The sequence below is a fragment of the Sphingomonas sp. PvP055 genome (assembly GCF_040546365.1).
GTDB lineage: Bacteria > Pseudomonadota > Alphaproteobacteria > Sphingomonadales > Sphingomonadaceae > Sphingomonas > Sphingomonas echinoides_A.
This window is the reverse complement of record NZ_JBEPNS010000001.1, coordinates 1,991,249-2,016,048: the sequence shown is the minus strand read 5'-3', so window position 1 is coordinate 2,016,048 and position 24,800 is coordinate 1,991,249. Positions and strand designations below refer to the sequence as shown.

The window sequence follows — 24,800 nt, the reverse complement described above, 5'->3', positions numbered from 1 at the left end:
TTAGGGCGTCAGCGCGTCCGCCAGCGCGTCCGCCCCGACGATCCGGCCCTTCTCGGTGATATATTCGGTGACGAACCGCGCGGGGGTGATGTCGAAGGCGGGGTTCGCCGCGGACGAGGCGGTGACCGCGATCCGCCGCAACACGCCGTCCGCGTCGGGGCCTTCCAGCGACACGACCTCGTTCGCGGCGCGTTCCTCGACATGGACCGAGGCACCGTCGGCGGTGGTGGGGTCGTAGGTCGTGGAGGGCAGCGCCACCACGAACGGCACGCCGGTGTCGTGCGCCGCCAGCGCCTTCAGATAGGTCCCGATCTTGTTGCAGACGTCGCCGTTGCGCGTGACGCGATCGGTCCCGACGATCACCAGATCGACCTGCCCGCGCTGCATCAGCAGACCGCCCGCATTGTCGACGATATAGCTGTGCGGCACGCCGTGCCCCGCGAGTTCGAGCGCGGTCAGCGCGCCCTGGTTGCGGGGACGCGTTTCGTCGACCCAGACGTGGACCGGGATGCCGAGGTCGTGCGCCATGTAGATCGGCGCGGTCGCGGTGCCCCAGTCGACCGTCGCCAGCCAGCCCGCGTTGCAATGCGTCAGGATATTGAGCGGGCGCCCCGGTTTCTCCGCCGCCAGTTCCTGCAGGATCTCGAGCCCGGCCCGACCGATCGCCGCGTTGATCGCGACGTCCTCGTCGCACAGCAGCGCCGCGTCGGCATAGGCCGCCGCCGCGCGTTCCGGTTCGGGCAGCCGCGCCACGACCGAACGGACCCGGTCGAGCGCTCCCTTCAGGTTGACGGCGGTGGGGCGGGTCGCGATCAACTGGCGGTAGGCGCGATCGAGCGCTTCGTCGCCTGCATCGACGCGGAGCGCCAGCGCCATCCCGTACGCGGCCACCACGCCGATCAACGGCGCGCCGCGCGTCGCCATGTCCGCGATCGCGTGCGCGCACTCATCGACCGTCGTCAGGCGGAGCCGCTCCACCGTCCAGGGCAAGCGCCGCTGATCGAAGATGCCGACGCTCCAGCCATCCGCGTTGACCCAGATCGAACGAGTCTCGGTCCCGGCGAGGATCATGCGGGTGCGCCTTCACGGAGGATGGTGTCGAAGCTCTGCGCTACGGGATAGGTGAACACAGGGTCCTGCCCGTCGCGCGCGAGCAGGGTGACGGCGAGCCCGGCGGCTTGTGCCGCCGCGAGTTCCGCTTCGATATCGGAGAGGAACAGGATGTCGGACGCTGGGATGCCGATCCGTTCGACGATCGCGTGATAGGCCGCCGCGTCGCGCTTGGCGCCGACCGCGGTATCGAAATAGCCCGTGAACAGCGGCGTCAGATCGCCCGCGTCGCTATGCGCAAACAACAGCTTCTGCGCCGCGACCGACCCGGAGGAATAGACGTAGAGCGCGATCCCCTGCGCCTGCCACCGCCGCAGCCCCGCGACCGCGTCCGGATAAACATGGCCGGTCAAGCTGCCATCGGCATAGCCCTCCGCCCAGATCATCCCCTGGATCGTCTTGAGCGGGGCGATCTTGCGGTCTTGGTCCTGCCATTCCAGCAGTTGTTCGATGATGCCGGCGAGGTCGAGATCGGGCCGGTCCGCCGCAGTGCGCACCGCGTCCAGCTCGGAACCGAGCCGGTCGGCGTTGTCGGTCACGAACGCCGCGAGCCGCGCGCGGGCGTAGGGGAACAGCACGTCATGGACGAACGCGATGCTCGACGTCGTGCCCTCGATGTCGGTGACGATCGCGCGAACGGTCATGCTGCGCCCGCGTACAGCGGCACGCCGCGCGCGATCGTGTCGCCGGTGAAACGCGCGACCCAGCCGTCGGGTTCGGCGAACAGGCGGATCGCGGTGAAGCGCGGCGCCGGCCCCATGTCGAACCAGTGGCGCGTGCCCTCGGGCACCGCGATCAGATCGTCGCGCGTGCATTCCAGCGCATAGACCGCGTCGTCGCCGCGGATGTAGAACACGCCCGATCCCTCGACGAAGAAACGGACTTCATCCTCGGCGTGGACATGCTCGTCGAGGAATTTGGTACGGAGCGTCTCGCGCGCCGGATTGTCCGGGAGCAGGCGAATGACGTCGCACGAGCGATAGCCGCCCGCCGCCATCAACCGGTCGATATCGCCGCGATACGCGGCGATGACGTCGGCATCGGTGGCGTCCTCGGGCAAGGCGACGCTCGCCGCCCAGCGTTCGAACGTGATGCCGAGCGGGGCGAGCCGGGTCGCGATCTCGGCGGCGTCGGTCGTTTCCGATCGCAGCGCATGCGGCGCCGCCAGATCGTACAGCGTCAGGGTCGTCATGTTCCGCTCCTTTCGAGTTTGAGCGTCTCCCACTCGCACGCGAGCAGATATTCCACCGCTTCGTTCACATGTTCGGCCTCGGCGATCGTGCGGCCCCAGGCGTACAGGCCGTGTCCGCGAATGTAGAAGGCCGGGACGATCGGCGCTTGCGCGACCAGCAGCGGCCGCAGGATCTCGGCCATCGCCGCCATGTCCTGGCTGTTGTCGACCAGCGGGATCGCGACGCGCGCCTCGTGCGTATCGACCCCGGGGAAGATCTTGAGCAGTTCATACCCGTCGAACACGATTTCGCGCGCGTCGCGCAACGCCCGGCTGAGCACGACGCCCGGCACCGAATGCGTGTGGAGGATACCCCCCGCGTCCGGATCGACCGCGTAGATCAGACAATGCAGCAACGTCTCGGCGGACGGACGCTTGCCGTCGAGCGCAACGCCCTCGACGCTGGCGCGCATGATCTGGTCGGGCGCGAGCCGCCCCTTGTGGCCGCCCGAGACCGTCAGCGCGAGCGTTCCGTCCGGCAAGCGGACCGAATAGTTACCCGCGGTGGCGGGCGCGAGCCCCGCGCGGTCGAGCCGGTTGCCCGTGGCGATGATCGCGTGGGTTGCGTCTTCGAACGTCATTCCAGCAGTGTCTTCCGAAAGTCCGCCGCCCGCTCGGCAGCAAGCGCCAGAGTCGCTGCGTCCTTGGCGAAACAGAAGCGGACATACCCCGTCTGCGGCCGTTCCGCATAGAAGGCGGAGACGGGAATCGTCGCCACGCCAGCCTCGGCGAGCAGCCGGTGCGCGAAGTCCTCGTCGCCAAGATCGATACCCGACGCCGCGAGGTCGACGATCAGGAACCACGTCGCCCCGCCCGGCATCACCGCATAGCCCGCGGCAGCCAGCCGCGCGGCGAGGAAGCTGCGCGCCTCACGATAGATGTCGCGGTGCGCCGCATGCCATTCGGACGGGAGGGCAAGGCCATCCGCGACTGCCCATTGCAGCGGGGTCGCGGTGGTGAAGGTAAGGAACTGATGCGTCGCGGCAATCAGATCCGCGAGCGGCGGCGCGCCGATCGCCCAGCCGACCTTCCACCCCGTGAGCGAGAAGATCTTGCCCGCCGATCCGATCTTGACCGTCCGGTCGCGCAGTGCGGGGATCGTCATGGGCGAGACGTGCGCGCCCTCGAACACCATCGCCTCCCATACTTCGTCGCAGATCAGCGTGACGTCGTGCCGCGCGCAAAGCTCGGCGATCGCGGCCCAGTCGTCCGCGCCGATCGCGCTTCCGGTAGGGTTGTTGGGGGTGTTGAGCAGCAAGACCGCGGTCTTGTCGCTGATCGCTTCGGCCAGTGCCGCGATCGGCAGATGCCAGTCGGGCGGCGTCAGGTCGATCAGGCGCGCGATACCGCCCGCGCGTTCCACCAGCGGAAGATATGCGTCGTACAGCGGCTGGACGAGGACGACTTCATCACCGGGCCGAACCAGCGCGAGCAACGCCGCCGCGAGTGCTTCGGTCGCGCCCGAGGTTACGACGACTTCATCGGTCGTGACTGCAAGCCCTTGTTCCCGGGCATAATAGTCCACGATCGCGGACCGCAGCGCCGGGAGGCCCCGCATCGGCGGATATTGGCTCGACCGCTCGGTCAGCGCGCGGGCGGCGGCATCCAGGAGCTCGGCGGGGCCGTGCCCGATGCGCGCCATGTCCGGGAAGCCCTGCCCCAGATTGATCGCGCCGAGCTCCTGCGCGAGCCGCGACTGGCGTTCGAAGATGGTCGTTGGCGGGGGCAAAAGGCAGGGATCCCGAGTTGTGGTTGCCCCCTATACGGGCTCCCTCCGGCATACGCAGCCAAAATTGCGCCAGCGCCCCCGCGCCAATTCTTGCGCGCGGGAAAGCGGTGGTTTCGCCCGCTTCAAGCCGCGTCGGTATCGGGAACACGAAACATTGCGAGCGCCGCCAGCGCCATCACCGCCGCCCCTACGGCCATCGTCCAGATCGGCTCGGTCGGGAAGAAGGCCCGCAGTACCGATCCCATCACGGTTGCCACGAGCAACTGTGGAATGACGATGAACACGTTGAAAAGGCCCATGTATATCCCGAGCTTCGCTTGCGGCAGGCTGGATGCGAGGATCGCATAGGGCATGGCGAGGATCGACGCCCAGGCGATCCCGACACCGACTTCGCTCAGGATCAGCCAGTGCGGGTCGCGGATCACGAAGAAGCTCGCAAACGCGGCCGCCCCGCAGAGCAGGCACAGGATATGGGTCCGCACCTTGCCGATCCGGGCGGCGACGCGCGGCAGCACCAGCAACGCGATCAGCGCCGCGACGCCGTTGTAAACCGCGAACAACACGCCGACCCAGTCGCCCGCCGCATTATACGCCGCGCTGGTGGGATCGCTCGACCCGAAGGCATATTGCGCGACCACCGGGGTCGAATAGATCCACATGATGAACAGAGCGGACCAGCTGAAGAACTGCACCAGCGCCAGCCGCTTCATCACCACCGGCATGGCGGAAAAGTCGCCGACGATCATGCTGAGCGCGTTGTCGCCATTCCCGCTCCGCGCGCGTCGGATCGCGACCGCGCTCGCCACGCCGTACGCCACCAGCAGGGCGCCGAGCAGATAGACCTCCTTCTGCAACGCAAGCGCGGGCACCGCGACGACGATGGCGACACCAGCCAAGATCCACGCCCCACTCCGCCCCAGCCCGCGCGCCGCCAGCGCGCGCATCGGCTGCGCGAGATCCTCGGCGGCATCGCGTTCGCCGAACGACGCCATCTGTTCGGGACTGTATTCGCGCGTCGTCCCGACGGTCCACAACACCGCGAGCAACAACGCCGCGCCGCCCGCCCAAAAGCTGTAGCGCACGGTATCGGGCACGCCGCGCAACGCCGTCTCGGCAACGCCCAGGTGCGCGAGGACGAACGGGAAGATCGACCCGACGACCGCGCCTGCGCCAATGAAGACGGTCTGCAACGCATAGCCTGCGCTGTGCTGGTCCTTGCGCAACATGTCGCCGACGAACGCGCGGAACGGCTCCATCGACACGTTGATCGACGCGTCGAGCACCCACAAGGTCAGCGCCGCGAACCACAGCACCCGCGCCTCGGGCATGACGAACAGCGCCAGCGCCGCGAGCACCGCGCCCGCGAAGAAATACGGCCGCCGCCGCCCGAACCGGTTCCACGTCCGGTCGCTGTAATGGCCGATGATCGGCTGGACCAGCAGTCCGGTCAGCGGCGCCGCGATCCACAGATAGGACAGGTCGTCGAGCGACCCGCCGAGCGTCTGGAAGATCCGGCTCATGTTCGCATTCTGGAGCGCGAAGCCGATCTGGATCCCGAAAAAGCCGAAGCTGATGTTCCACAGGCCGCCGAAGCGCTGCACCGGTTTTTCGTTCACGTGGCTCTCTCTCCTGCCCGACCGATCACGACGATCGGGCTCGTCTCGGGCCTGACTGCCGACAAGCCGGGGCGCGCACAAGGGCAGCGGGCAATGCATACGAATGCAGCGTGGGACAGGACGTTACGCCGCGCCTTGCGCAACCGCCGCGAGCCGTTCCACAAGGCACGGGATGCAGACTCCCCTCCTCCACCGGCATGGTCGCGAACAGCATCCGCTGCTCGTGATCGACGATTTCTGGCCCGATCCGGATGCGCTGCGCGAGGACGCGGCAGCGTTGCGGATGCAGGGGATCGGCCCGCATTATCCCGGCGTCCGCGCGGAAGTTCCTGCCCGGCTGGCGGAGACGATGCGACGAAAGGTCGCGCCGTTGCTCGCCGAGCATTTCGGGCTCGACCCCGCGCCACGCGTATCGGAAGCGTATTATTCGCTCGTCACGACCGATCCAGCGCAGCTCGCGCCGATCCAGCGGCTGCCCCATTTCGACGGGGTGGACGCGCGGCGGATCGCGGTCCTGCTGTTCCTGGGGCACGGCGCGCAGGGCGGCACGGCCTTCTACCGCCAGCGTGAAACGGGGTTCGAGAGCGTTGACGCCGCGCGGCTGGAGCGGTTCAAGGCCACGCTCGCGGACGGCGTAGCGGCGCACGGGATACCCGAGGCGGCCTATATTGCCGGGGATACGCCGCTGTACGAACGGGTCGCGGTATACCCGGGGGCGTACAATCGCGCGTTGGCCTATGCCGGCAATACGCTCCACTGCGCGGACCTGCCACCCGACGTGGTGCTGAGCAGCGATCCGCTGGTCGGGCGCCTGACGTTGAACCTGTTCCTGTTCGACGAATAGCGCACGGCTATCCGCCGCTGCTGGCGCGCACCACCAGCCGCGTCGCGAGCGGCGCGGGGGTGACGGCCTCGCCCCGCAACCGCGAGAGCAACGTCGCCACCAGCACCTCCCCCGCCTGCCGCGCATCCTGCGCGACCGTGGAGAGCGGCGGCGATGTCAGCGAGGCCGAGGGGATATCGTCGAACCCGACGATCGCGACATCGCCGGGCACGCTCCGCCCCGCCGCCGCCAGCGCGCGCATCGCGCCGATCGCGATGCTGTCGCTCGCCGCGAAGATCGCGTCATAGTCGGCGCCGCGCCGCCACAGTTCGGCGATCGCGTCTTCGCCGGCATCCTCCAAAGTGATGGCATCGACCCGGAGCGTCTCGTCGCGTACCAGACCCGCGCTGGCCAGCGCCGCGCAATAGCCGCGGTACCGCTCCTCGATCTCCGGATAGCGGCTGTCCGCCGTACCCAAAAATGCAATTCTCCGGCGACCCTGCGAAATCAGGTGCCCGGTTGCCTGCGCGCCGCCATCGCGATTGTCCGATCCAACCGTGATCGCGCCCGGCCCCGTCCCGACCGCGCCCCAGCGGACGACGTGCGATCCCTGCTCCGCAAGATGGTCCAGCCGGACGCGATAGGTGTCGTAATCGCCATAACCGAGCAGGATGATTCCGTCGGCCTTGTGGCTGTCCTGGTAATCGACATGCCAATCGCCCGAGAGCTGCTGGAACGAGATCAGCAGGTCGTAGCCGGCCTTCGCCGAGGCGCGCGTGATCGACCCCAACATCGACAGAAAGAACGGATTTATCGCGCCATCCTCTTCCGCCGCTTCCTCGAAGAACAGCAATGCGAGCGTATGGGTCGCCTGACTGCGCAGGCTGGAGGCGTTCTTGTCGACCGCGTAGTTGAGCTGCCGCGCGATCGCCTCGATCCGCGCGCGGGTCTGCGGATTGACCGTCTTCACCCCGCGCAGCGCGCGCGACACGGTCGGCTGCGACACCCCCGCCAGCTGCGCGATATCAAGCGAGGTCGGTCGTCTTGCCATCGTCTGGAACAGTCCCGTCGATCGAGTATTCGGCTCCCAACCCGTCGGGGACCGGGCCAGCACAGCATAAATCGAGAATACGTATGCCCGATCCTTCTGCAAACCCCCTGTTCGAAATATAGCGACCCCAAGGGCAATCGACGCTGAATCACGACGTCGACGAAACTGTACGTGAGGATCCGCGGGCTGCGCCCGCCTGAAGGGGAACGCCACCAAATGACTGATACAGCGATGAACCGCGCCCTGTGCGCGACCGCACCCGCACGCGTGCTGTCCGAGACCCGGACCGCGCGGCGCGTGAGCATGATCGCGCTTGCCGCGGCGCTCGTGACGCCGGGCGTCGCGTTCGCGCAGGACGCGGCGACCACCGCCACCGCCAACCCGACCGCCAAGGCGCAGGTCGAGGCGACGACCACTCAGGCCGACCCGACGCCGGCCCCCGCAGCGCCCGCCGAAACCCCGGCCGAAGCGGTTGCGGCCGCGGCGCCTGCGGACGAGAACATCGTCGTCACCGGCATCCGCGCAGGGCTCGCCAGCTCCGCGAAGATCAAGCGTCAGTCGGTTCTGATCGTCGACTCCGTCTCCGCCGAAGACGTCGGCAAGCTGCCCGACGTGTCGATCGCGGACTCGCTGGCGCGCCTCCCCGGCGTCACCGCGCAGCGTCTCGAAGGCCGCGACCAGCGCCTGTCGATCCGCGGCCTTGGCCCCGACTTCTCGACCACGCTGCTCAACGGGCGCGAACAGGTCACCACCGGTGACAATCGCGGCGTGGAATTCGACCAATATCCGTCGGAATTCTTCAAAAACGTCAACGTCTACAAGTCGGCCGACGCATCGCTGGTCGCTGCGGGCATCGCCGGCACGGTCGATCTGCGGATGCTGCGCCCGCTCGACCAGGGCAAGCGCGTCCTCGCGGTCAGCGCCCGTGGCCAGATGAACGGGATCGACAAGCTCAACCCCGATGGCACGCGCTACGGCTATCGCGCGTCGGCGACCTATGTCGACAAGTTCGCGGGCGACACGCTGGGGATCGCGCTCGGCGTCTCGGCGACGCAGACCCCGTCGCAGGACGAGCGCTACAATGCGTGGGGCTATAGCGGTGCCGGTACGGACGCGAGCCCGTTCCTGCTCAACGGCGCCAAGCCGTACGTCCAGTCCAACCTGCTCAAGCGCTACGGCGGCGTCGCGACGATCGAGTGGCGGCCGTCCGACACGTTCCACTCGACGTTCGACGCGCTGTATTCGCACTTCGAGGAAACGCAGATCCTGCGCGGGATCGAGTTCCCGCTCGCAGGCCAGCTCGCGAGCGCGGGCACCGCGGGTGGCACGACCGCAACGGGCGTGACCGTCAACAACGGCTTTGCGACCCAGGCGACGTTCGGCAACGTGTTCGGCGTGCAGCGCAACGATTACAACCAGCGCAAGGCGGAGAACTTCTCGCTCGGCTGGAACAACGACCTCAAGCTGACCGACACGATCCACCTCAACGTCGACGCGAGCTGGAGCCATGCCGACCGCACCGACTTCCTGCTGGAGACCAACACCGGCACCGGCTTCGCCAAGAGCGGCGCGGCCGACACCGTTACGGTCAAGCAGAACGGCAACGGCACCTACACCTTCGCGCCGACGCTCGATTACACCAACACCAACATCTTCAAGCTGACCGATCCGCAGGGGTGGGGCAATAACGGCAACCAGCAGGTCGTCCAGACGGGCTTCCTCAACCGGCCGAGCTTCAAGGACGATCTCAAGTCGCTTCGCGCCAACCTGAACGGCGAGTTCTCGGACAGCGTCGTCAAGGGTTGGGAAGTCGGCGGCAACTACAGCCAGCGCAAGAAGACCAGCGCGTTCACGTCCTTCTTCCTGTGCCCCCCCGGCGGCGGCACGAACTGCACCGTCGCCAGCGGCTCGCCGACCAGCAGCACCGTCCCCGCAGACGCGCTGCTTGGGACCAACGTCGCGCTCGGCTATCTCGGCATTCCGCAGATGCTGACGCTCGATCCGCTGTATCTCTACAACAACACGCTGCAGTCGGCGTTCGACGGGCGTCCGTCCTCGCTGGTGCGCGACAACGTCGTGCTCGAGAAGGTGTGGACCGGCTATGCCAAGATCACCCTTGACGGGATGGTCGGCGACAAGCCGCTCAAGGGCTCGATCGGCACGCAGGTCGTGCATTCGGACCAGAGCTCGACCGGGCAGATCGCGAGCGTCGTCAGCGGCGTCGTGACGATCGCGCCGGTGAAGCAGACCTACCGCTACACCAACGTCCTGCCCTCGGCGACGATGTCGGTCGAGCTGATCCCGCTCGGTTTCGTCAAGATCGGCGCATCGCAGACGATGATCCGTCCGCGTCTGGACCAGGAGCGCGTGACGCAGGACGTCGCGATCAACCCGGGCAATATCGGGCAGACCCCCGCTGGCCTGTTCCCGGTGTTCACCTCGACCGGCGGCAACGTCAACCTGAAGCCGTACAAGTCGACCAACATCGACCTGTCGTTCGAAAAGTACTTCAACGCGGGCGGTTACGTCGCGCTGTCGGGCTATTTCAAGCATCTGACCGACTTCGTCGATCCGAACAATTCGCTGCCCTATGACTTCTCGGCGCTGCTCCCGGCGCTGACCCCGGCGCAGCAGGCGCAGGTGATCGCGGCGGGCCAGACAATCGGTAACGTCTCGACCCCCGCCAATACCGGTCGCGGCGAAGTGCTCGGCGTCGAGGGGACCGTGTCGCTCCCGTTCAAGGCGATCACGTCGGCGCTCGACGGGTTCGGGATCTTCGCGAGCGGCAACTACACCCAGTCGACGATCAAATACGCCAGCAACCCGACCCAGGCGATCACCCTGCCCGGCCTGTCGGAATTCACCGGCAGCGGCACGATCTACTTCGAGAAGCGTGGGTTCCAGGTGCGGGCGAACTATCGCTACCGCTCGAGCTTCCTCGCCGAAGTCGCAGGTCTGTCGGCGAACCCGACGTACCGGACCGCGCGCGCCGAAGCGATCCTCGATGCGCAGATCGGCTATGAGTTCCAGAGCGGGGTCCTCAAGAACTTCGCGATCCTGGCACAGGCGAAGAACCTGACCGATCGTCCGTTCGTGACGTATCAGGACAACGACCCGCGCAAGGTGAACGATTACCAGCGCTATGGCCGTGATTACTATATTGGAATCACGTACAAGTTCTGAACCCAGCCGACGGCGGACAACGACCAATCGTTGTCCGCCGCTCCGCTGCCTGACGTAGTTGAAGCGGGGACGCGGATCATGACACAGCAGCCTGCGCCAATCAGGATCGTCATCGTCGGTGGCGGCACCGCCGGATGGATGACCGCCGCGACCTTCGCCCGGTTTCTGGAGGTCGGGTTCGAGATCGATCTGGTCGAATCCGACGAGATCGGCACGGTCGGCGTCGGCGAGGCGACGATCCCGCAGATCCGGCTGTTCAACGATGCGCTCGGGCTGGACGAGGACGCGTTCCTGCGCGCGACGCAGGGGACGTACAAGCTCGGGATCGAGTTCGTCGACTGGCTGCGACCGGGGCATCGCTACATGCATGCGTTCGGCGACGTGGGGCGCGATGTCGGGTTGCTGCCGTTTCACCAATATTGGCTGCGCGCGAAGGCGCTTGGGACCGCGAAAGATCTTGCGGCGTATTCGCTCAACGCTCAGGCGGCGGTGGCGGACCGGATGCAGCGCGGCCCGGCGCGGACAGCGCGCGTGCTCCCCGACATGCCGTCCGCCTATCATTTCGATGCCGGGCTCTACGCGCGGTATCTCCGGCGCTACAGCGAGACCCGAGGGATCAACCGCATCGAGGGCAAGGTCGCGCGCGTCGAGCAGGATGCGAGCGGCGATGTGTCCGCGCTGGTGCTGGAGGACGGCACGACGCTGTCCGCCGATCTCTATATCGACTGCACCGGCTTTCGCGGGCTGCTAATCGAGCAGACGCTCAAGACCGGCTATGACGACTGGACCCACTGGCTCCCCGCAAACCGGGCGATCGCGGTGCCATCCGAGCGCAGCGCGGCGTTCACGCCGTACACTCGCTCGACCGCCAAGGCGGCGGGCTGGCAATGGCGGATTCCGTTGCAGCACCGCACCGGGAACGGCCTCGTTTATTCGTCGCAGTACCTGAGCGACGACGAAGCGACGGCGACCTTGCTCGCCGGGCTCGATGGGGAAGCCCTGGCCGACCCGCGCCCGATCCAGTTCACGACCGGCAAACGGCGGAAAATGTGGAACCGCAACGTCGTCGCGATCGGGCTGTCGGGCGGGTTCTTGGAGCCGCTGGAGTCGACCAGCATCCACCTGATCCAGTCCGCGATTGCGCGGTTGATGAAGCTGCTCCCCGGGCGCACCATCGCCGAGGCGGATCGCGTCGAGTTCAATCGCCAGAGTGACTTCGAATACGAACGGATCCGCGACTTCATCATCCTGCATTATCACGCCAACGACCGGAGCGAGCCGTTCTGGAAGATGTGCCGCGAGCAGGCACTGCCCGAGACGCTCTCCGCCAAGCTCGCGCTGTGGCAGGGCAACGGCCACATCACGCGCGAGCATGAGGAACTGTTCACCGAGGTGGGCTGGTTCCAGGTGCTGGCCGGACAAGGCGTGATGCCCGCCGGATACCATCCGCTCGCCGACGCGATCCCGGCGACGGATCTCGCCGAATTCCTCGACACGATCGACCAGCTCAACGCCCGCGAGGTTGCCCAGATGCCAAGCCATGCCGATTTCATCGCGCGCCACTGCGCCGCTTCCAAGCCGGTGACGGCATGAGCATCACGACCGCACTGCTGCTCGCGCTCGCGGGTCAGGCAGCCGCCCCCGCTACGGTTCCCGCCGCCGTCCCGATCGAGCAGGTCCGCGCGCGCAAGCCGCAGGACGAGGTGATCTACTTCGTCCTCCCCGACCGGTTCGAGAATGGCGATCCGGCGAACGACACGGGCGGGTTGAAGGGCGACCGGCTGACCACCGGCTATGACCCCACCGCGAAGGGCTTCTACCACGGCGGCGACCTCAAGGGCCTCATCAAGCGTCTCGACTATATCCAGCAGCTCGGGGCGACCGCGATCTGGCTCGGGCCGATTTTCAAGAACAAGCCGGTGCAGGGCGCACCCGGCCACGAATCCGCTGGCTATCACGGCTATTGGATCACCGACTTCACGCAGGTCGACCCGCATTTCGGGACCAACGCCGACATGACCGCCTTCGTCGATGCGGCGCACGCACGCGGGATGAAGGTGTATATGGACATCATCATCAACCACACCGCAGACGTGATCCAGTACCGCGAATGCGCGGTCGGCATGCCCTGCCCGTACCGCGACCGCGGTGCCTATCCGTACCAGCGCAAGGGCGGCACCGGCGGCAAGGCGATCAACGGCGGGTTCGCGGGCGACGACGTGCGGACCGCGGCGAACTTCGCCAGGCTGACCGATCCGACCTACGCCTATACGCCCTACGTGCCCGCCGCCGAGCGGCGCGTGAAGGTGCCGGCGTGGCTCAACGACCCGATCTATTACCATAATCGCGGCGACACGACGTTCAGGAACGAGAGCTCGACGATGGGCGACTTCTCGGGGTTGGACGACATCATGACCGAGAATCCGCGGGTCGTGTCAGGCATGATCGAGATCTTCGGATCGTGGATTGACCGGTTCAAGGTCGACGGTTTCCGCATCGATACCGCGCGCCACGTGAACCCCGAATTCTGGCAGCAGTTCGTACCCGCGATGCTGACGCGGGCGCAGGCGAACGGCATCCCGAACTTCCACATCTTCGGCGAAGTCTCGGACCACGAAGTCCGTCCCGCCGTGCTTGCGCAGCACACGGTGGTCGACACGCTGCCCGCCGTGCTCGACTTCGCGTTCCGCCAGGCGGTGGTCGAGACGGTCGCCGGCACGCGCGGCACCGATGCGTTCGAGGCGCTGCTGGATGGCGACGTGCTGTATGCCAAGGGCGTCGACACCGCCGCGATCCTGCCGACCTTCACCGGCAACCACGACGACGGCCGCTTCGCCACCTTCGTGCGCAAGGCATTCCCGCAGGCGTCCGACGCGGAGGTGTTGCAGCGCGTGCTGCTGTCGAACGCGATGCTGCTGACGCTGCGCGGCGTGCCGACGATCTACTCGGGCGACGAACAGGGCTTCGTCGGCGACGGCAACGACCAGGACGCGCGCGAGGACATGTTCGCGTCGAAGGTCGCGATCTACAACGACAATCACCTGCTCGGCACGACCAAGACGACGGCGACCGAAAGCTTCGGCGAGACCAACCCGCTGTTCCGCCAGATCGCCGAACTCGCCCGGATCCGCGTCGCGCATCCCGCGCTCACGCGCGGCCGGACGGTGCTGCGCAGCCGCAGCGAGACGCCGGGCCTGCTCGCCGTGTCGCGGTTCGATCCGACGACCGGCGCCGAAATCCTGATCGCGTTCAACACGTCGGCCAAGCCGCTGACGCAGGCGATCCAGGTCGAGACCGGCTCGACGCAATTCACGACGCTGACCGGCACGTGCGCCCCCCGCGCCGCCGCGCCGGGAAGCGTGACGCTGTCGCTGCCCGCGTTCGGCTACGCGATCTGCGCCGCCGCCCCTGCCCGCCTCCCCAGCAAATGAGCCCCATGACCGCCGTCATCGTCCAGCCCGACCCGTCCGCCACCGATCCGTGGTGGAAGGGCGCCGCCATCTATCAGATCTATCCGCGCAGCTTCGCCGATTCGAACGGCGACGGGATCGGCGACCTCGCCGGCATCACCGCGCATCTCGACCATGTCGCGTCGCTCGGGATGGATGCGGTGTGGTTGTCGCCGTTCTTCACCTCGCCGATGAAGGACTTCGGCTATGACGTTGCGAATTACCGCGACGTCGACCCGATCTTCGGCACGCTCGACGATTTCGACGCGCTGATCGCGCGGGCGCATGAGCTCGGGCTGCGGATCATCATCGATCAGGTCTATTCGCACACCTCGGACGACCACCCCTGGTTCCAGGCGAGCCGCGCGAGCCGGTCAGGCGACAAGGCGGACTGGTACGTATGGGCCGACCCCAAGCCCGACGGCAGCCCGCCGTCCAACTGGCAATCGGTGTTCGGTGGCCCGGCGTGGACATGGGATGCGCGCCGCCAGCAATATTATCTGCATAACTTCCTGAAGGAACAGCCGCAGCTCAACGGGCACAATCCGGCGGTGCAGCAGGAACTGCTCGATACCGCGCGTTTCTGGCTCGATCGTGGGGTCGACGGTTTCCGGCTGGATGCGATCAACTTCGCGATGCATAACCCTGCGCTGACCGACAACCCGCCTGCCCCCGCGACCAACCGTGCGCGGACGCGGTCGTTCGATTTCCAGCTCAAGCTGCACAACCAGAGCCATGCCGACATCCCGGCATTCCTCGAGCGGATCCGCGCGCTGACCGACTCCTATGGCGCGGGGTTCACCGTTGCCGAGATCGGCGGCGAGGATAGCGACCGCGAGATGAAGCTGTTCACCGCGGGCGGCAAGCGGCTCGACAGCGCGTACAGCTTCGACTTCCTCTATGCCGATGCGCTGACGCCCGATCGCGTCGCGGACTCGCTCGCGCGCTGGCCCAACGATCCGACGATCGGCTGGCCGAGCTGGGCGTTCGAGAACCACGATGCGCCACGCGCGGTGTCGCGCTGGACGACGCCCGAACATGCGAACGCGTTTGCGCGGATGAAGCTGCTGCTGCTCGCGTGCCTGCGCGGCAACATCTTCCTGTATCAGGGCGAGGAACTCGGGCTGACCCAGGTCGACATCGCTTTCGAGGATCTGCTCGATCCCGAGGCGATCGCCAACTGGCCGATGACCTTGTCGCGCGATGGCGCGCGGACGCCGATGCCATGGGTCGGCAACGCGCCCGACTTGGGCTTCGGGAGCGAGACGCCGTGGCTTCCGTTCGGCGGCGATCACGGCGCGCTTGCGATCGACGTGCAGGATGCGGACGCGGGGTCGTTGGTCAACTGGACGCGTCAGGCGCTCGCCACCCGGAAGGACCATCCCGCGCTGCGCGTAGGCGACCTGCACGTTCGCCACGCGGACGACACCTTGCTCGCGTTCGAACGCGAAGCGGGTGGCGAACGCTTGCTGTGCGTTTTCAACTTCGGCGATACTGCGCGTGCCTGGCCCGAAGGGGTGAGCCACGACGGGTCCGTCCTGATCGGCACGCAGGACGCGATCGACAGCCTTGCTCCGTTCGCTGCGATTGTGCTGCGCCGGTGACCTCGCCTGCCGGGGACCGAAGCGACGCGAAGGCGATCGTGATCCTCGGCGGGGGCACGGCGGGCTGGATCGCGGCGTGCCTGATCGCGCATCGCTGGCCAGATGCGCGCGTGACGCTGGTTGAAAGCCCCGACATCGGAATCGTCGGGGTGGGCGAAGGGTCGACCCCGCAGCTGAAAGGTTTTTTCGACCGGATCGGCGTGGACGAGGCGGAATGGATGCCCGCCTGCGATGCGACCTACAAGCTCGGGATCGACTTCGCGGGCTGGTCGGACCGCGCAGGGTTCGAGCGGTATTTCCACCCCTTCCCGACCGCGCTCGACAGCCATACGGCGGGCTCGTTCTTCTACAACACCCGCGCGCGCCGCACCGGGCGTGACGTGGTCGCACACCCCGACCGCTTCCTCCTCCCCGCGCGGCTCGCGGCGGACGCGCTTGCTCCGCAACCGGACGAACGCTTTCCGTTCGAGGTCAGCTACGGCTATCATTTCGATGCGTATAAGGTCGGTGCGTTCCTCGCGCAGCACGCGGTGGGCAAGCTTGGCGTCACGCACCTTCAGCGGCGCGTAACGCACGTCGACCGCCGCGCGGACGGCGGGATCGCCGCGCTGGTATGCGACGACGGCGCCAGCATCCCGGGCGACCTCTTCGTCGACAGCAGCGGGTTTCGCAGCGTGCTGTTCGAGCAGACGCTCGGCGTGCGGTTCGTGAGCTATGCCGACAGCCTGTTCAACGATCGCGCGGTGGTCCTCCCCACACCGCGCGACCCCGCCGCACCGGTGCCGAGCCAGACCCGCGCGACGGCGTTGTCGGCGGGATGGGCGTGGGACATCCCGCTCACCAGCCGCACCGGCAACGGCTACGTCTATTCCAGCCGCTATCTGACGCCCGAGCAGGCCGAGGCCGAACTGCGCGCGCATCTCGGGGTTGGCGCGGCGGGGACCGCGCGGCACCTGACGATGCGCGTCGGGCGGGTCGCCGAGAGCTGGTCGCACAACGCGCTCGCGGTGGGCCTCGCGCAGGGGTTTCTCGAACCGCTCGAGGCAACCGCGCTGCATCTGGTGATCGCGACGGTCGAAGCCTTCCTCGACGCGGTTGATGCGGATGGCTTTACCGAAGCGGCGCGCGCGCCGTTCAACGCGCGGATCGCGGCGCGCTATGACGGCGTGCGCGACTATATCGTGGCGCATTACCGCCTCAACCAGCGCCACTCCGATCCGCACGGCTATTGGGCCGCGGCACGATCGGTCGAGCCGTCGGATATGCTCAAACGCGTCATGTCGGCCTGGTTCACCGGCGCGGACCTCGTCGCCGAGATCGATCGGCTCGACATCGCGCGCTACTACAATGCGATCAGCTGGCATTGCCTGCTCGCTGGCTATGGCACCTTCCCCGAGGATGCGCGGCTGGTGGCCCCCGGCCCCGAGATTGACCGGATCGACATGGACCGGATCGACGATTTCCTGCGCCGCTGTGCGCTCAACTTTCCTCCCCACCACGCCCGCCTCCCCCGGCCGATCGCTTGAGAGATCTTACATGAAACGCCTGCCCCTCGCGCTGTTGCTCGCGTCCGTCGCGCTGCCGCTGACCGCTACCGTCGCGCACGCGCAGACCGCCGCTCCCGCCCCCACGCTGGCCGCACAGAATGACGGCGTAGACGTCACCGCCGGCACGCTGAAGATGAAGCTGATCGCGCTGTCGGACGACCTCGTCCGCGTCCGGATCGCGCGCGATGGCGTCTATCCCGAGGATGCGAGCTGGGCGGTCCTCCCGGCACAGCGCAAGACGCGTGCGAAGGTCACAGCGACCCCCGACGGCTTCACGACCGCGCACCTCCGCGTCCGCATCGGCGCGGGCGGCGCGGTGACGTTCGAGACGCTCGACGGCAAGATCATCTCCGCCGAGGCGGCACCCGTAGCGATCGACGGCAAGGCGTTCAGAATCGCCAAGACGCTCCCCGTCACCGAGCATTTCTACGGCCTCGGCGACAAGACCGGCGGGCTCGACCGGCGCGGCAAGGAATTCGTCGACTGGAACACCGACGCGTTCGGCTTCACCAGCGGGGACGACCCGATCTACAAGTCGATCCCGTTCTTCGCCTCCACCGGCGGCGCGGGCGGCAGCTATGGCGTGCTGCTCGACAACACCTTTCGCACCTGGTTCGACTTCGGCCACCGCGATGCCGAGACGCTGGCCTTTGGCGGCCCCGATGGCCCGATCGATTATTACTTCGTCAACGGCCCCAGCCTCGCCGACGTCACGCGCCGCTACGCCGGGCTGACCGGTCGCTCGCCGCTCGCGCCGAAATGGGCGCTCGGCTATCAGCAGTCACGCTACAGCTACATGTCCGCCGACGAAGTCCGCGAGGTCGCACGCCACCTCCGCGCGGACCGGGTGCCGACCGACGTGATCTGGCTCGACATCGATTATCAGGATCGCAACCGCCCGTTCACGACCAATCCCAAGACGTTCCCGGACCTGCCGGGGCTGGTGAAGGACATGAAGGCGGAGGGGATTAAGCTGATCGCGATCACCGACTTGCACATCGCCAAGGCCGACACAGGCTATGCGCCCTACACCACCGGCAAGCGGATCGACGCGTTCGTCAAGAACCCCGACGGGAGCGACTATGTCGCGCCGGTGTGGCCGGGGGACTCGGTCTTCCCCGACTTCACGACGACCAAGGCGCGGACCTGGTGGGGGACGCTGTACAAGGGGTTCCTCGATGCGGGCGTCGCGGGCTTCTGGAACGACATGAACGAGCCGGCGATCTTCAACACAGCCACCAAGACGATGCCGCTCGATACCGTCCACCGCGTCGACAGCGACGATTTCGCGCCCCGCACCGGCGACCACCGCGAGATCCACAACGTCTACGGGATGCAGAACACCCGCGCGACCTATGACGGCCTGCTCGCGCTGCGGCCCAACGAGCGCCCGTTCGTGATGACGCGCGCGAGCTATGCGGGCGGGCAACGCTATTCGGTAACCTGGACCGGCGACAATCTCGCGACCTGGGATCACCTCAAGCTGTCGGTCCACCAAATCATCAACCTCGGCCTGTCGGGCTTCGCGTACAGCGCCGCCGACGTCAGCGGTTTCGCGGGCGGGCCGAGTGCCGATCTGCTCACCCGCTGGTTCGAGATCGGCGCGTTCACGCCGGTCTTCCGCGATCACTCCGCCACCGGCACGCCGCGCGTCGAGCCGTGGGTCGATGGCCCCGACCATCTCGCGATCCGTCGCCGCTTCGTCGAGGAGCGGTATCGACTGATGCCCTATTTCTACGCGCTGGCGGACCAGAACAGCCGGCTGGGCGACCCGATCATGCGCCCGGTGTTCTACGATTATCCGAGTGCGGCATCGGCAAGCTGCAACCAGTCGATGGCGTTCACGCTCGGCAAGGCGCTGCTGATCGCCCCGCCGCCCAGCCCGGAATCGCCGCAGACCTATGATGTCTGCCTCCCCGCCGGGGGCTGGTACGATTACTGGACCGGCCAGCGCACCGGAACGCCCGAGCCGACCACGCAAGGCCCGATCCAGTCCGCGACGCAAGCCGTGCCGACCGCGCGCAGCAACGGCGACCGCGTGGTCGAGACGCCACGGCTCGACCGCCTGCCGGTGTTCGTCCGCGCAGGCACGATCCTGCCGCGCCAGCCGCTCGTTCAGAGCACGGCACAGACGCCGTCGGGGCCGCTGCTGCTCGACGTCTATCCGGGCGCGGAGTGCATGGGCACGCTGTACGAGGACGACGGCACGACGCTGGCGTATCAGCGCCGCGGGTTCCTGCGGCAGAAGGTCACCTGTGCGATGACGCCGAACGGGCTGTCGATCGCGTTCGATGCGCGCGAGGGCAGCTTCAAGCCATGGTGGTCGCAAGTGACCGTGACGGTTCACGGCTGGTCGAGCCCGGCGACCACGACGGTGAATGGCAAGCGCGTGGCAAGCACGCTCGATCCCGCTGCGCAGACCGTGGCCTTCACAATGGCGGCACCGGTCAAGGCATCGAGGATCGCCCTGACCCGATAAGTCGGTACGCGGAAAGTTAGGGGAAGGTTAGGCGGAAACGCATCGCAAAACCGCGCCTATCTGCTTGGGATAGGGGTGGTTTTGTCATGTCAAAGAACGGGTGTTATCATGCAGAAAAACGGTTTGTAGGACAGTAGCTGCGCACGATACCGTCCGTCATCCTGCGAAAGCTCTACAAAACCGTCCGTCATCCTGAACTTGTTTCAGGATCCAGCCCTCCGCGGGTCCGGACTATGCCCGTTGCGCGGTGGATGCTGAAACAAGTTCAGCATGACGGCAGCTTTCGGGGTGCGGCGTGTCAGCGAATAAGCACGCGCGCGCTATTCCCCCGGCTGCGGCCCCAGCCCCGCCGCAAACGCAATGCGCAGCGCGTCAGGAAAATTGGCGACCTCCAGCTTCGTCATCAAGTTCGCGCGGTGGACCTCCACCGTGCGCGGGCTGATCCCGAAGTCGAACGCGATCGTCTTGTTGGGCAGGCCGTGCGCAAGCTGGCGCAGCACGTCGCGCTCACGCGGGGTCAGCGCGGCGATGCGGAGCCGCGCGACGTCCGCCTCGGCGGCATGATGATCCGCATCGACGATCCGCGCGATCGCCGCCTCGACCATCCCGAGCAGGACCGTCCGTTCGAACGGTTTCTCAAGGAAATCGACCGCGCCGTTCTTCATCGCGCGCACCGCGGTGCCGACGTCGCCATGCCCGGTCAGGATGATGACCGGCATTGCGATCCCGCGTTCGGCCAGCGTCGCCTGCACCTCGAGACCATCCATCTCGGGCATCCGCACGTCGAGCAGGATGCACCCCATCGGCGCATGCCGCGCCTCTTTCAGGAACGCGACGCCGCTGGGCCAGGTGTGGACCGCATAGCCCGCGGTACGCAGCATGAAGCCCGCCGATTTGCGAATCGCTTCCTCGTCATCGACGATGTGGACGACGGGGCGTTCAGTCATCGCGGGTCTCCGGATTGGCAAGCGGAACGGTGAAATGGAAGGCGGTGCCGACCGGGCGGGATTCCGCCCAGATCCGGCCGCCATGCGCTTCGATGATCGTCCGGCAGATCGACAGGCCAAGCCCCATCCCGTCACGCTTGGTGCTGGCAAAGGCGCCGAACATGTTGGCGACGATCGCCGGGTTGAGCCCGCCGCCGCTGTCGCTGACGGTGACTTGCGCGAAATCCCCCTGGCGGCGCGCGGTGACGCGGACGACGCCGCCCGAATCCGCCGGGATCGCCTCGACCGCGTTGCGCATCAGGTTGATCAACACCTGCTGGATCTGGACCCGGTCCACCAGCACCGATCCCGTCGCCGGATCGATCGCGCGCTCGACCCGGACCGCGGCGGTCGTCGCGCGGACCATCCCCAGCGCGCAGGCATCCTCGACGATGTCGCCGACCGCCTCGACCGTCTTGTCGAGTTCCCCCCGCGCGACGAAATCGCGCAGCCGGCGGACGATCTTGCCCGCCCGCAGCGCTTCCGAGGCGGCTTCCGCAAGCGCTTCCTCGACGATCGCGACGCTATCGGGCGCCCCCGCCTGCAACACCGCGAGCGAGGTCTCGACATAATTGGCGACCGCGGTGACCGGCTGGTTGAGTTCGTGCGCCAGCGTCGACGCCATCGTCCCCATCGCGGTCACGCGCGAGATGTGGAGCAATTCCGACTGAAGCTCGGCAAGCTGCGCGGCGGCGCCTTCGCGTTCGGTCAGATCGCGGATAAACCCGGTGAATACCCGCCGCCCCCGCCCCCCGCGCTTCGCCGATCGCAAGTTCGTGCGCGAAGGTCGTCCCGTCCTTGCGCAACCCGATCACGCGGCGCGCCTTGCCGATGATGTGCCGCACGCCCGTTTCGAGATAGCGCGCGAGATACCCGTCGTGCGCCGACCGGTCCGGCGTGGTCATCAGCATCGAGACGTTGCGCCCGATTACCTCGTCCTCGTCATAACCGAACAGGCGTTCCGCCGCCGCGCTGAACGACTGGATCACGCCGTGATCGTCGATCACGATCATCGCGTCGGGCACCGTGTCGAGGATCGACTTGAGCAGGATCGCGCTCGCTTCGATCGAGTTGGCGGAAGCGCGCTCGGCGGTGACGTCGCGGACCACCAGCCAGAACCCCTGCACGTCGCCATCGCCATGCGAAATCGCCGTCAGCGCAGTGATCGCGCGGAAATGGCTCCCGCTCTTGTGGCGGCACAGATTGTCGACGGTCTTGCGCGTGGTAGGGCCATCGCGCAGATGCTCGCGCACCGTCGCGGCGGCGCCGGGGGCAAGCAGGCGTTCGACGCTCTGTCCGTGGATTTCCGTTGCCGTCCAGCCGAACAGCGCCTTTGCCGGGGCGCTCCACCCGTCGACGAGACCCTGTGCGTTCAGCCGCACGATCGCGTGTTCGGGCAACGCCTCGATCAAGCCGGCCAGCGCGGCGGCGGCTACCGGATCGGACGATCCCGCTAGGACCTTAGGGAGGGGATCTTCGACCGGCATGGCTGTTCCTAGTGCGTTTTCGCTCTAGCGCGATGACCGTTCAAAGCGATCTACGTACTTTCCCTAGGGGCGATCGTCCCGCACCGGTCGGCGTGGTTGCGGCTGTGCCAGCCGGGTCATCAGGTCGACGAGCCGTTCGACATCCCCCCGCCGCTGTTCCCGCCCCGGCAGGAGCGCGCGGATGAAGCCTTCGAAGTAGGCCGAGTTGCCGTGATAGGCGAGCGACCATTCGCGGAAGCGCCGCCCGGCGTCGATCTGATGCTGGACGATCGTCACGTCGCAATGCCGGGGGTCCAGCAGGATGTTCTCCATCAGCGGCTGCGTCGCGTCACGCCGTCCTTCGATTACTTGCGCGAAATGGTGCTCGGTCGCGATCAGTGTGCCGGTGACGCCGCGGTCTGCGTTGCGGCGCTGCGCATGGCCGACGATCGCGCGGACCATGCCCGCCGCCTGGGACGGGGCGAAGGTGGGCGTGCTGATATAGACGATGGAATGGTGCATGGCTGGACTTACGATTGCGGTTCTCGGCACCGTCGTGCGTCGCGCGGCGTCGCGCCATACGGACATTTCCGAAGGGCGGCGCGCTAGGCCGCCGCGATCGCCGCCAGCCCGGCGCGGTCGATCACGACCATCGAACGATAGTCGGGCAGCGCGATATGCCCCGAGCGTTCGAAATCGCGCAGCTTGCGGCTGACCGTCTCGATCGACAGGCCGAGCAGGTCGCCCAATTGCTGGCGGCTGAGCGGGATCGCGATCCGTCCGCGCGCGTCGGCAATGCTACGCTCGACGAGATCGAGCAGGGAGGTTGCGACGCGTTGCGGCGCGGACAGGCGCGCGAGCACGAGCATCTGGCGCTGCGCGCGCGACAGATCGTCCAGCGCCTGGACCAGCAACGCATGTTCCAGCGCCGGGCTCGCCGCCACCAGTCGCTCGAATGCGGCGCGCGGGAAAACGCAGAGGACCGTATCGGTAATCGCGATCAGACTGTGATCGGTCGTCGCGCCGAACAGGCGGCCGACCATGTCGCCGGGAAACGCCAGCCCGACCACCTGTTCGCGGCCATCCGACAGCATCAGGCTGCGTTTGAACACGCCCGAGCGCAACGTCGCGACGACGAGCGACTCCTCGCCTTCCCACGCAAACGTCTCGCCCGACCGCAGCGTCTCGGACCGCCGCAGCGATCCGAGCGCGATGCGGTGCGCGAGCGACAATTGCGCGCAGGCCGCGGTATCGCGCACCGCGCAGGTCAGGCACGGCGTGGTCGCGTCCACGTCCGTCCGTGGCGATCGAAGCTGCATGACTGTTCCTCCACGCGCAGGATAGGCGCGTCGAAGAAACGGGGATCGCCGTAATCTTACGTAGGACGGCGCTTGTCTGCGCGCAAATCGACCAATGCTTGGTGCGGCTACGCGAGTCTCTGGTATCATTGGAGAACCATCATGCGGCTTACCCTCATCTTCGGCGCAGCGCTTGCGAGCGCACTGGCGTTCCCCGCCCAGGCGCAGATCGCCAAGGGCGACGTCCTCGTCCGCGCCCGCGCGATCGTCGTCGCCCCCAACGACAGCAGCGGCGCGGTGACCCCGGGCTTCCCCGGCAGCTCGGTGGGCGTCACCACCAGCTACGCGCCGGAAGTCGATTTCACCTACATGCTGACCAACCACATCGGCACCGAGCTGATCCTCGCGACGACCAAGCATGACGTGACCGGCGGCGGAACGCTTTCCGCGCTCGACAAGGTCGCGAGTGCCTGGGTCCTGCCGCCAACCCTGACGCTGCAATATCACTTCATGCCGACGAAGCACGTGCGGCCGTATCTCGGCGCCGGGATCAACTACACGGTGTTCTACAACGCCAAGGCGAGCGACTCGCTGGTCACGGCGATCGGGCCGACCAAGGTCCATCTGACCGACAGCGTCGGCTATGCGGTGCAGGGCGGGATCGACGTGGATGTGTCGAAGCGCGTGTTCGTCAATCTCGACGTCAAGTACATCGACATCAATTCGACCGCGCGGCTCACCACCGGCGGCGCGCTCAACCAGGTCAACGTCCACATCAACCCGATCGTTGCCGGCGTCGGCGTCGGCATCCGGCTCTAACCGACCGGCGAACCGCACGACCCCGGTCGTGCGGTTTGACCGTGGTCAAACCGTCCGGTCGCAATGCGTGCGACGCTCCCGCCGCAAAGGAGCAGGACGATGCCGCAGGATAACGACTGGTTTCTCTACCTGGTGATCGCCGCGATGGCCGGGTTCATGCTGGTGCTGATGTGGGCAACCGTAACGGACCGGGACCCCGAAGCGCCCTAAGCTTCACCCCTCCCCCCACCTTCAACCAGAAAGGCCGCCCCGGTTTCCCGGGGCGGCCTTTTCTGCGTAGGTCCGTGCGATCGTTCAATCGTCGGCGGGCAATTCCATTTCATGCCACAGACCGTTGAGAATGCCGAAGGCCACCGCGAGGCAGAGGCCCAGAACCCAGCTGAAATACCACATGTCGTTCCGCTCCCGA

General features: G+C 67.0%; 21 protein-coding genes. 8 read left to right on the top strand and 13 right to left on the bottom strand.

The genetic code is table 11. The features are described from left to right. From mtnA to ABIC16_RS09655, 6 genes are all read right to left on the bottom strand, one after another. On the bottom strand, positions 1-1,071 hold the full coding sequence (gene mtnA / locus ABIC16_RS09680; RefSeq protein WP_354290904.1) for an S-methyl-5-thioribose-1-phosphate isomerase: 1,071 nt from the start codon (positions 1,069-1,071) through the stop codon (positions 1-3). Continuing rightward, positions 1,068-1,754, bottom strand: a complete 687-nt coding sequence (gene mtnC / locus ABIC16_RS09675; protein WP_354290903.1) for an acireductone synthase — start codon at positions 1,752-1,754, stop codon at positions 1,068-1,070. Before mtnC ends, mtnA begins: the two co-directional genes overlap by 4 nt. Next, positions 1,751-2,302 carry a 1,2-dihydroxy-3-keto-5-methylthiopentene dioxygenase gene (locus ABIC16_RS09670; protein WP_354290902.1) on the bottom strand — a complete coding sequence of 184 codons (552 nt, stop codon included), beginning with the start codon at positions 2,300-2,302 and terminating at the stop codon, positions 1,751-1,753. Before ABIC16_RS09670 ends, mtnC begins: the two co-directional genes overlap by 4 nt. Next, positions 2,299-2,922 carry a methylthioribulose 1-phosphate dehydratase gene (gene mtnB, locus ABIC16_RS09665; RefSeq protein ID WP_354290901.1) on the bottom strand — a complete coding sequence of 208 codons (624 nt, stop codon included), beginning with the start codon at positions 2,920-2,922 and terminating at the stop codon, positions 2,299-2,301. The genes ABIC16_RS09670 and mtnB overlap by 4 nt, the downstream gene beginning before the upstream one ends. Beyond that, the gene (locus ABIC16_RS09660; protein ID WP_354290900.1) at positions 2,919-4,070 is read right to left on the bottom strand and encodes an aminotransferase; all 1,152 of its coding nucleotides are present in this window, start codon (positions 4,068-4,070) and stop codon (positions 2,919-2,921) included. The genes mtnB and ABIC16_RS09660 overlap by 4 nt, the downstream gene beginning before the upstream one ends. Before the next feature lie 122 nt (positions 4,071-4,192). Beyond that, positions 4,193-5,785: an MFS transporter gene (locus tag ABIC16_RS09655; protein WP_354290899.1), complete on the bottom strand. Its 1,593-nt coding sequence runs from the start codon at positions 5,783-5,785 to the stop codon at positions 4,193-4,195. Positions 5,786-5,858: 73 nt separating this feature from the next. Here ABIC16_RS09655 and ABIC16_RS09650 point away from each other — a divergent pair, with 73 nt between their 5' ends. Continuing rightward, the gene (locus ABIC16_RS09650) at positions 5,859-6,530 is read left to right on the top strand and encodes a DUF6445 family protein (protein ID WP_354290898.1); all 672 of its coding nucleotides are present in this window, start codon (positions 5,859-5,861) and stop codon (positions 6,528-6,530) included. A 7-nt stretch (positions 6,531-6,537) separates the two neighbouring features. Here the strand turns inward: ABIC16_RS09650 and ABIC16_RS09645 are convergent, their stop codons facing one another. Beyond that, positions 6,538-7,560 carry a LacI family DNA-binding transcriptional regulator gene (locus ABIC16_RS09645; protein ID WP_354290897.1) on the bottom strand — a complete coding sequence of 341 codons (1,023 nt, stop codon included), beginning with the start codon at positions 7,558-7,560 and terminating at the stop codon, positions 6,538-6,540. A gap of 216 nt (positions 7,561-7,776) precedes the next feature. Between ABIC16_RS09645 and ABIC16_RS09640 the strand changes: the two genes are divergently transcribed. The 6 genes from ABIC16_RS09640 (at position 7,777) to ABIC16_RS09615 (ending at position 19,822) form a co-directional block, all read left to right on the top strand. Then, positions 7,777-10,743, top strand: a complete 2,967-nt coding sequence (locus tag ABIC16_RS09640) for a TonB-dependent receptor (RefSeq protein WP_354290896.1) — start codon at positions 7,777-7,779, stop codon at positions 10,741-10,743. Positions 10,744-10,821: 78 nt separating this feature from the next. Next, positions 10,822-12,336 (top strand): tryptophan halogenase family protein, encoded by a 1,515-nt coding sequence (locus tag ABIC16_RS09635; protein WP_354290895.1) that lies wholly within the window; start codon positions 10,822-10,824, stop codon positions 12,334-12,336. Further along, positions 12,333-14,174: an alpha-amylase family glycosyl hydrolase gene (locus ABIC16_RS09630; protein ID WP_354290894.1), complete on the top strand. Its 1,842-nt coding sequence runs from the start codon at positions 12,333-12,335 to the stop codon at positions 14,172-14,174. Before ABIC16_RS09635 ends, ABIC16_RS09630 begins: the two co-directional genes overlap by 4 nt. 5 nt (positions 14,175-14,179) lie before the next feature. Further along, a complete protein-coding gene (locus tag ABIC16_RS09625) occupies positions 14,180-15,796 on the top strand; it encodes an alpha-amylase family glycosyl hydrolase (protein ID WP_354290893.1) in 1,617 nt (538 codons plus the stop codon). Next, complete coding sequence (locus ABIC16_RS09620; RefSeq protein WP_354290892.1) at positions 15,793-17,322, top strand: tryptophan halogenase family protein; 1,530 nt, start codon at positions 15,793-15,795, stop codon at positions 17,320-17,322. Before ABIC16_RS09625 ends, ABIC16_RS09620 begins: the two co-directional genes overlap by 4 nt. Before the next feature lie 10 nt (positions 17,323-17,332). Continuing rightward, positions 17,333-19,822, top strand: a complete 2,490-nt coding sequence (locus tag ABIC16_RS09615) for a TIM-barrel domain-containing protein (protein WP_354290891.1) — start codon at positions 17,333-17,335, stop codon at positions 19,820-19,822. A gap of 320 nt (positions 19,823-20,142) precedes the next feature. Here ABIC16_RS09615 and ABIC16_RS09610 read toward each other — a convergent pair whose 3' ends face one another. From ABIC16_RS09610 to ABIC16_RS09590, 5 genes are all read right to left on the bottom strand, one after another. Further along, complete coding sequence (locus tag ABIC16_RS09610) at positions 20,143-20,769, bottom strand: response regulator transcription factor (protein ID WP_277969057.1); 627 nt, start codon at positions 20,767-20,769, stop codon at positions 20,143-20,145. Continuing rightward, entirely contained in the window at positions 20,762-21,433 is a 672-nt protein-coding gene (locus tag ABIC16_RS09605; RefSeq protein ID WP_354290890.1) for a sensor histidine kinase, read from the bottom strand. The genes ABIC16_RS09610 and ABIC16_RS09605 overlap by 8 nt, the downstream gene beginning before the upstream one ends. Beyond that, positions 21,333-22,295, bottom strand: coding sequence for a PAS domain-containing protein (locus ABIC16_RS09600; protein ID WP_354290889.1), 963 nt, complete (start codon positions 22,293-22,295; stop codon positions 21,333-21,335). The genes ABIC16_RS09605 and ABIC16_RS09600 overlap by 101 nt, the downstream gene beginning before the upstream one ends. A gap of 63 nt (positions 22,296-22,358) precedes the next feature. Continuing rightward, on the bottom strand, positions 22,359-22,796 hold the full coding sequence (locus ABIC16_RS09595) for a BLUF domain-containing protein (protein ID WP_277969055.1): 438 nt from the start codon (positions 22,794-22,796) through the stop codon (positions 22,359-22,361). A gap of 83 nt (positions 22,797-22,879) precedes the next feature. Beyond that, a complete protein-coding gene (locus ABIC16_RS09590) occupies positions 22,880-23,593 on the bottom strand; it encodes a Crp/Fnr family transcriptional regulator (RefSeq protein WP_354290888.1) in 714 nt (237 codons plus the stop codon). Positions 23,594-23,734: 141 nt separating this feature from the next. Between ABIC16_RS09590 and ABIC16_RS09585 the strand changes: the two genes are divergently transcribed. Next, on the top strand, positions 23,735-24,391 hold the full coding sequence (locus ABIC16_RS09585) for an OmpW/AlkL family protein (RefSeq protein WP_277969053.1): 657 nt from the start codon (positions 23,735-23,737) through the stop codon (positions 24,389-24,391). 294 nt (positions 24,392-24,685) lie between these two features. Here the strand turns inward: ABIC16_RS09585 and cydX are convergent, their stop codons facing one another. Continuing rightward, positions 24,686-24,784, bottom strand: coding sequence for a cytochrome bd-I oxidase subunit CydX (gene cydX / locus ABIC16_RS09580; protein WP_277969052.1), 99 nt, complete (start codon positions 24,782-24,784; stop codon positions 24,686-24,688). Between the last annotated feature and the right edge of the window lie 16 nt (positions 24,785-24,800).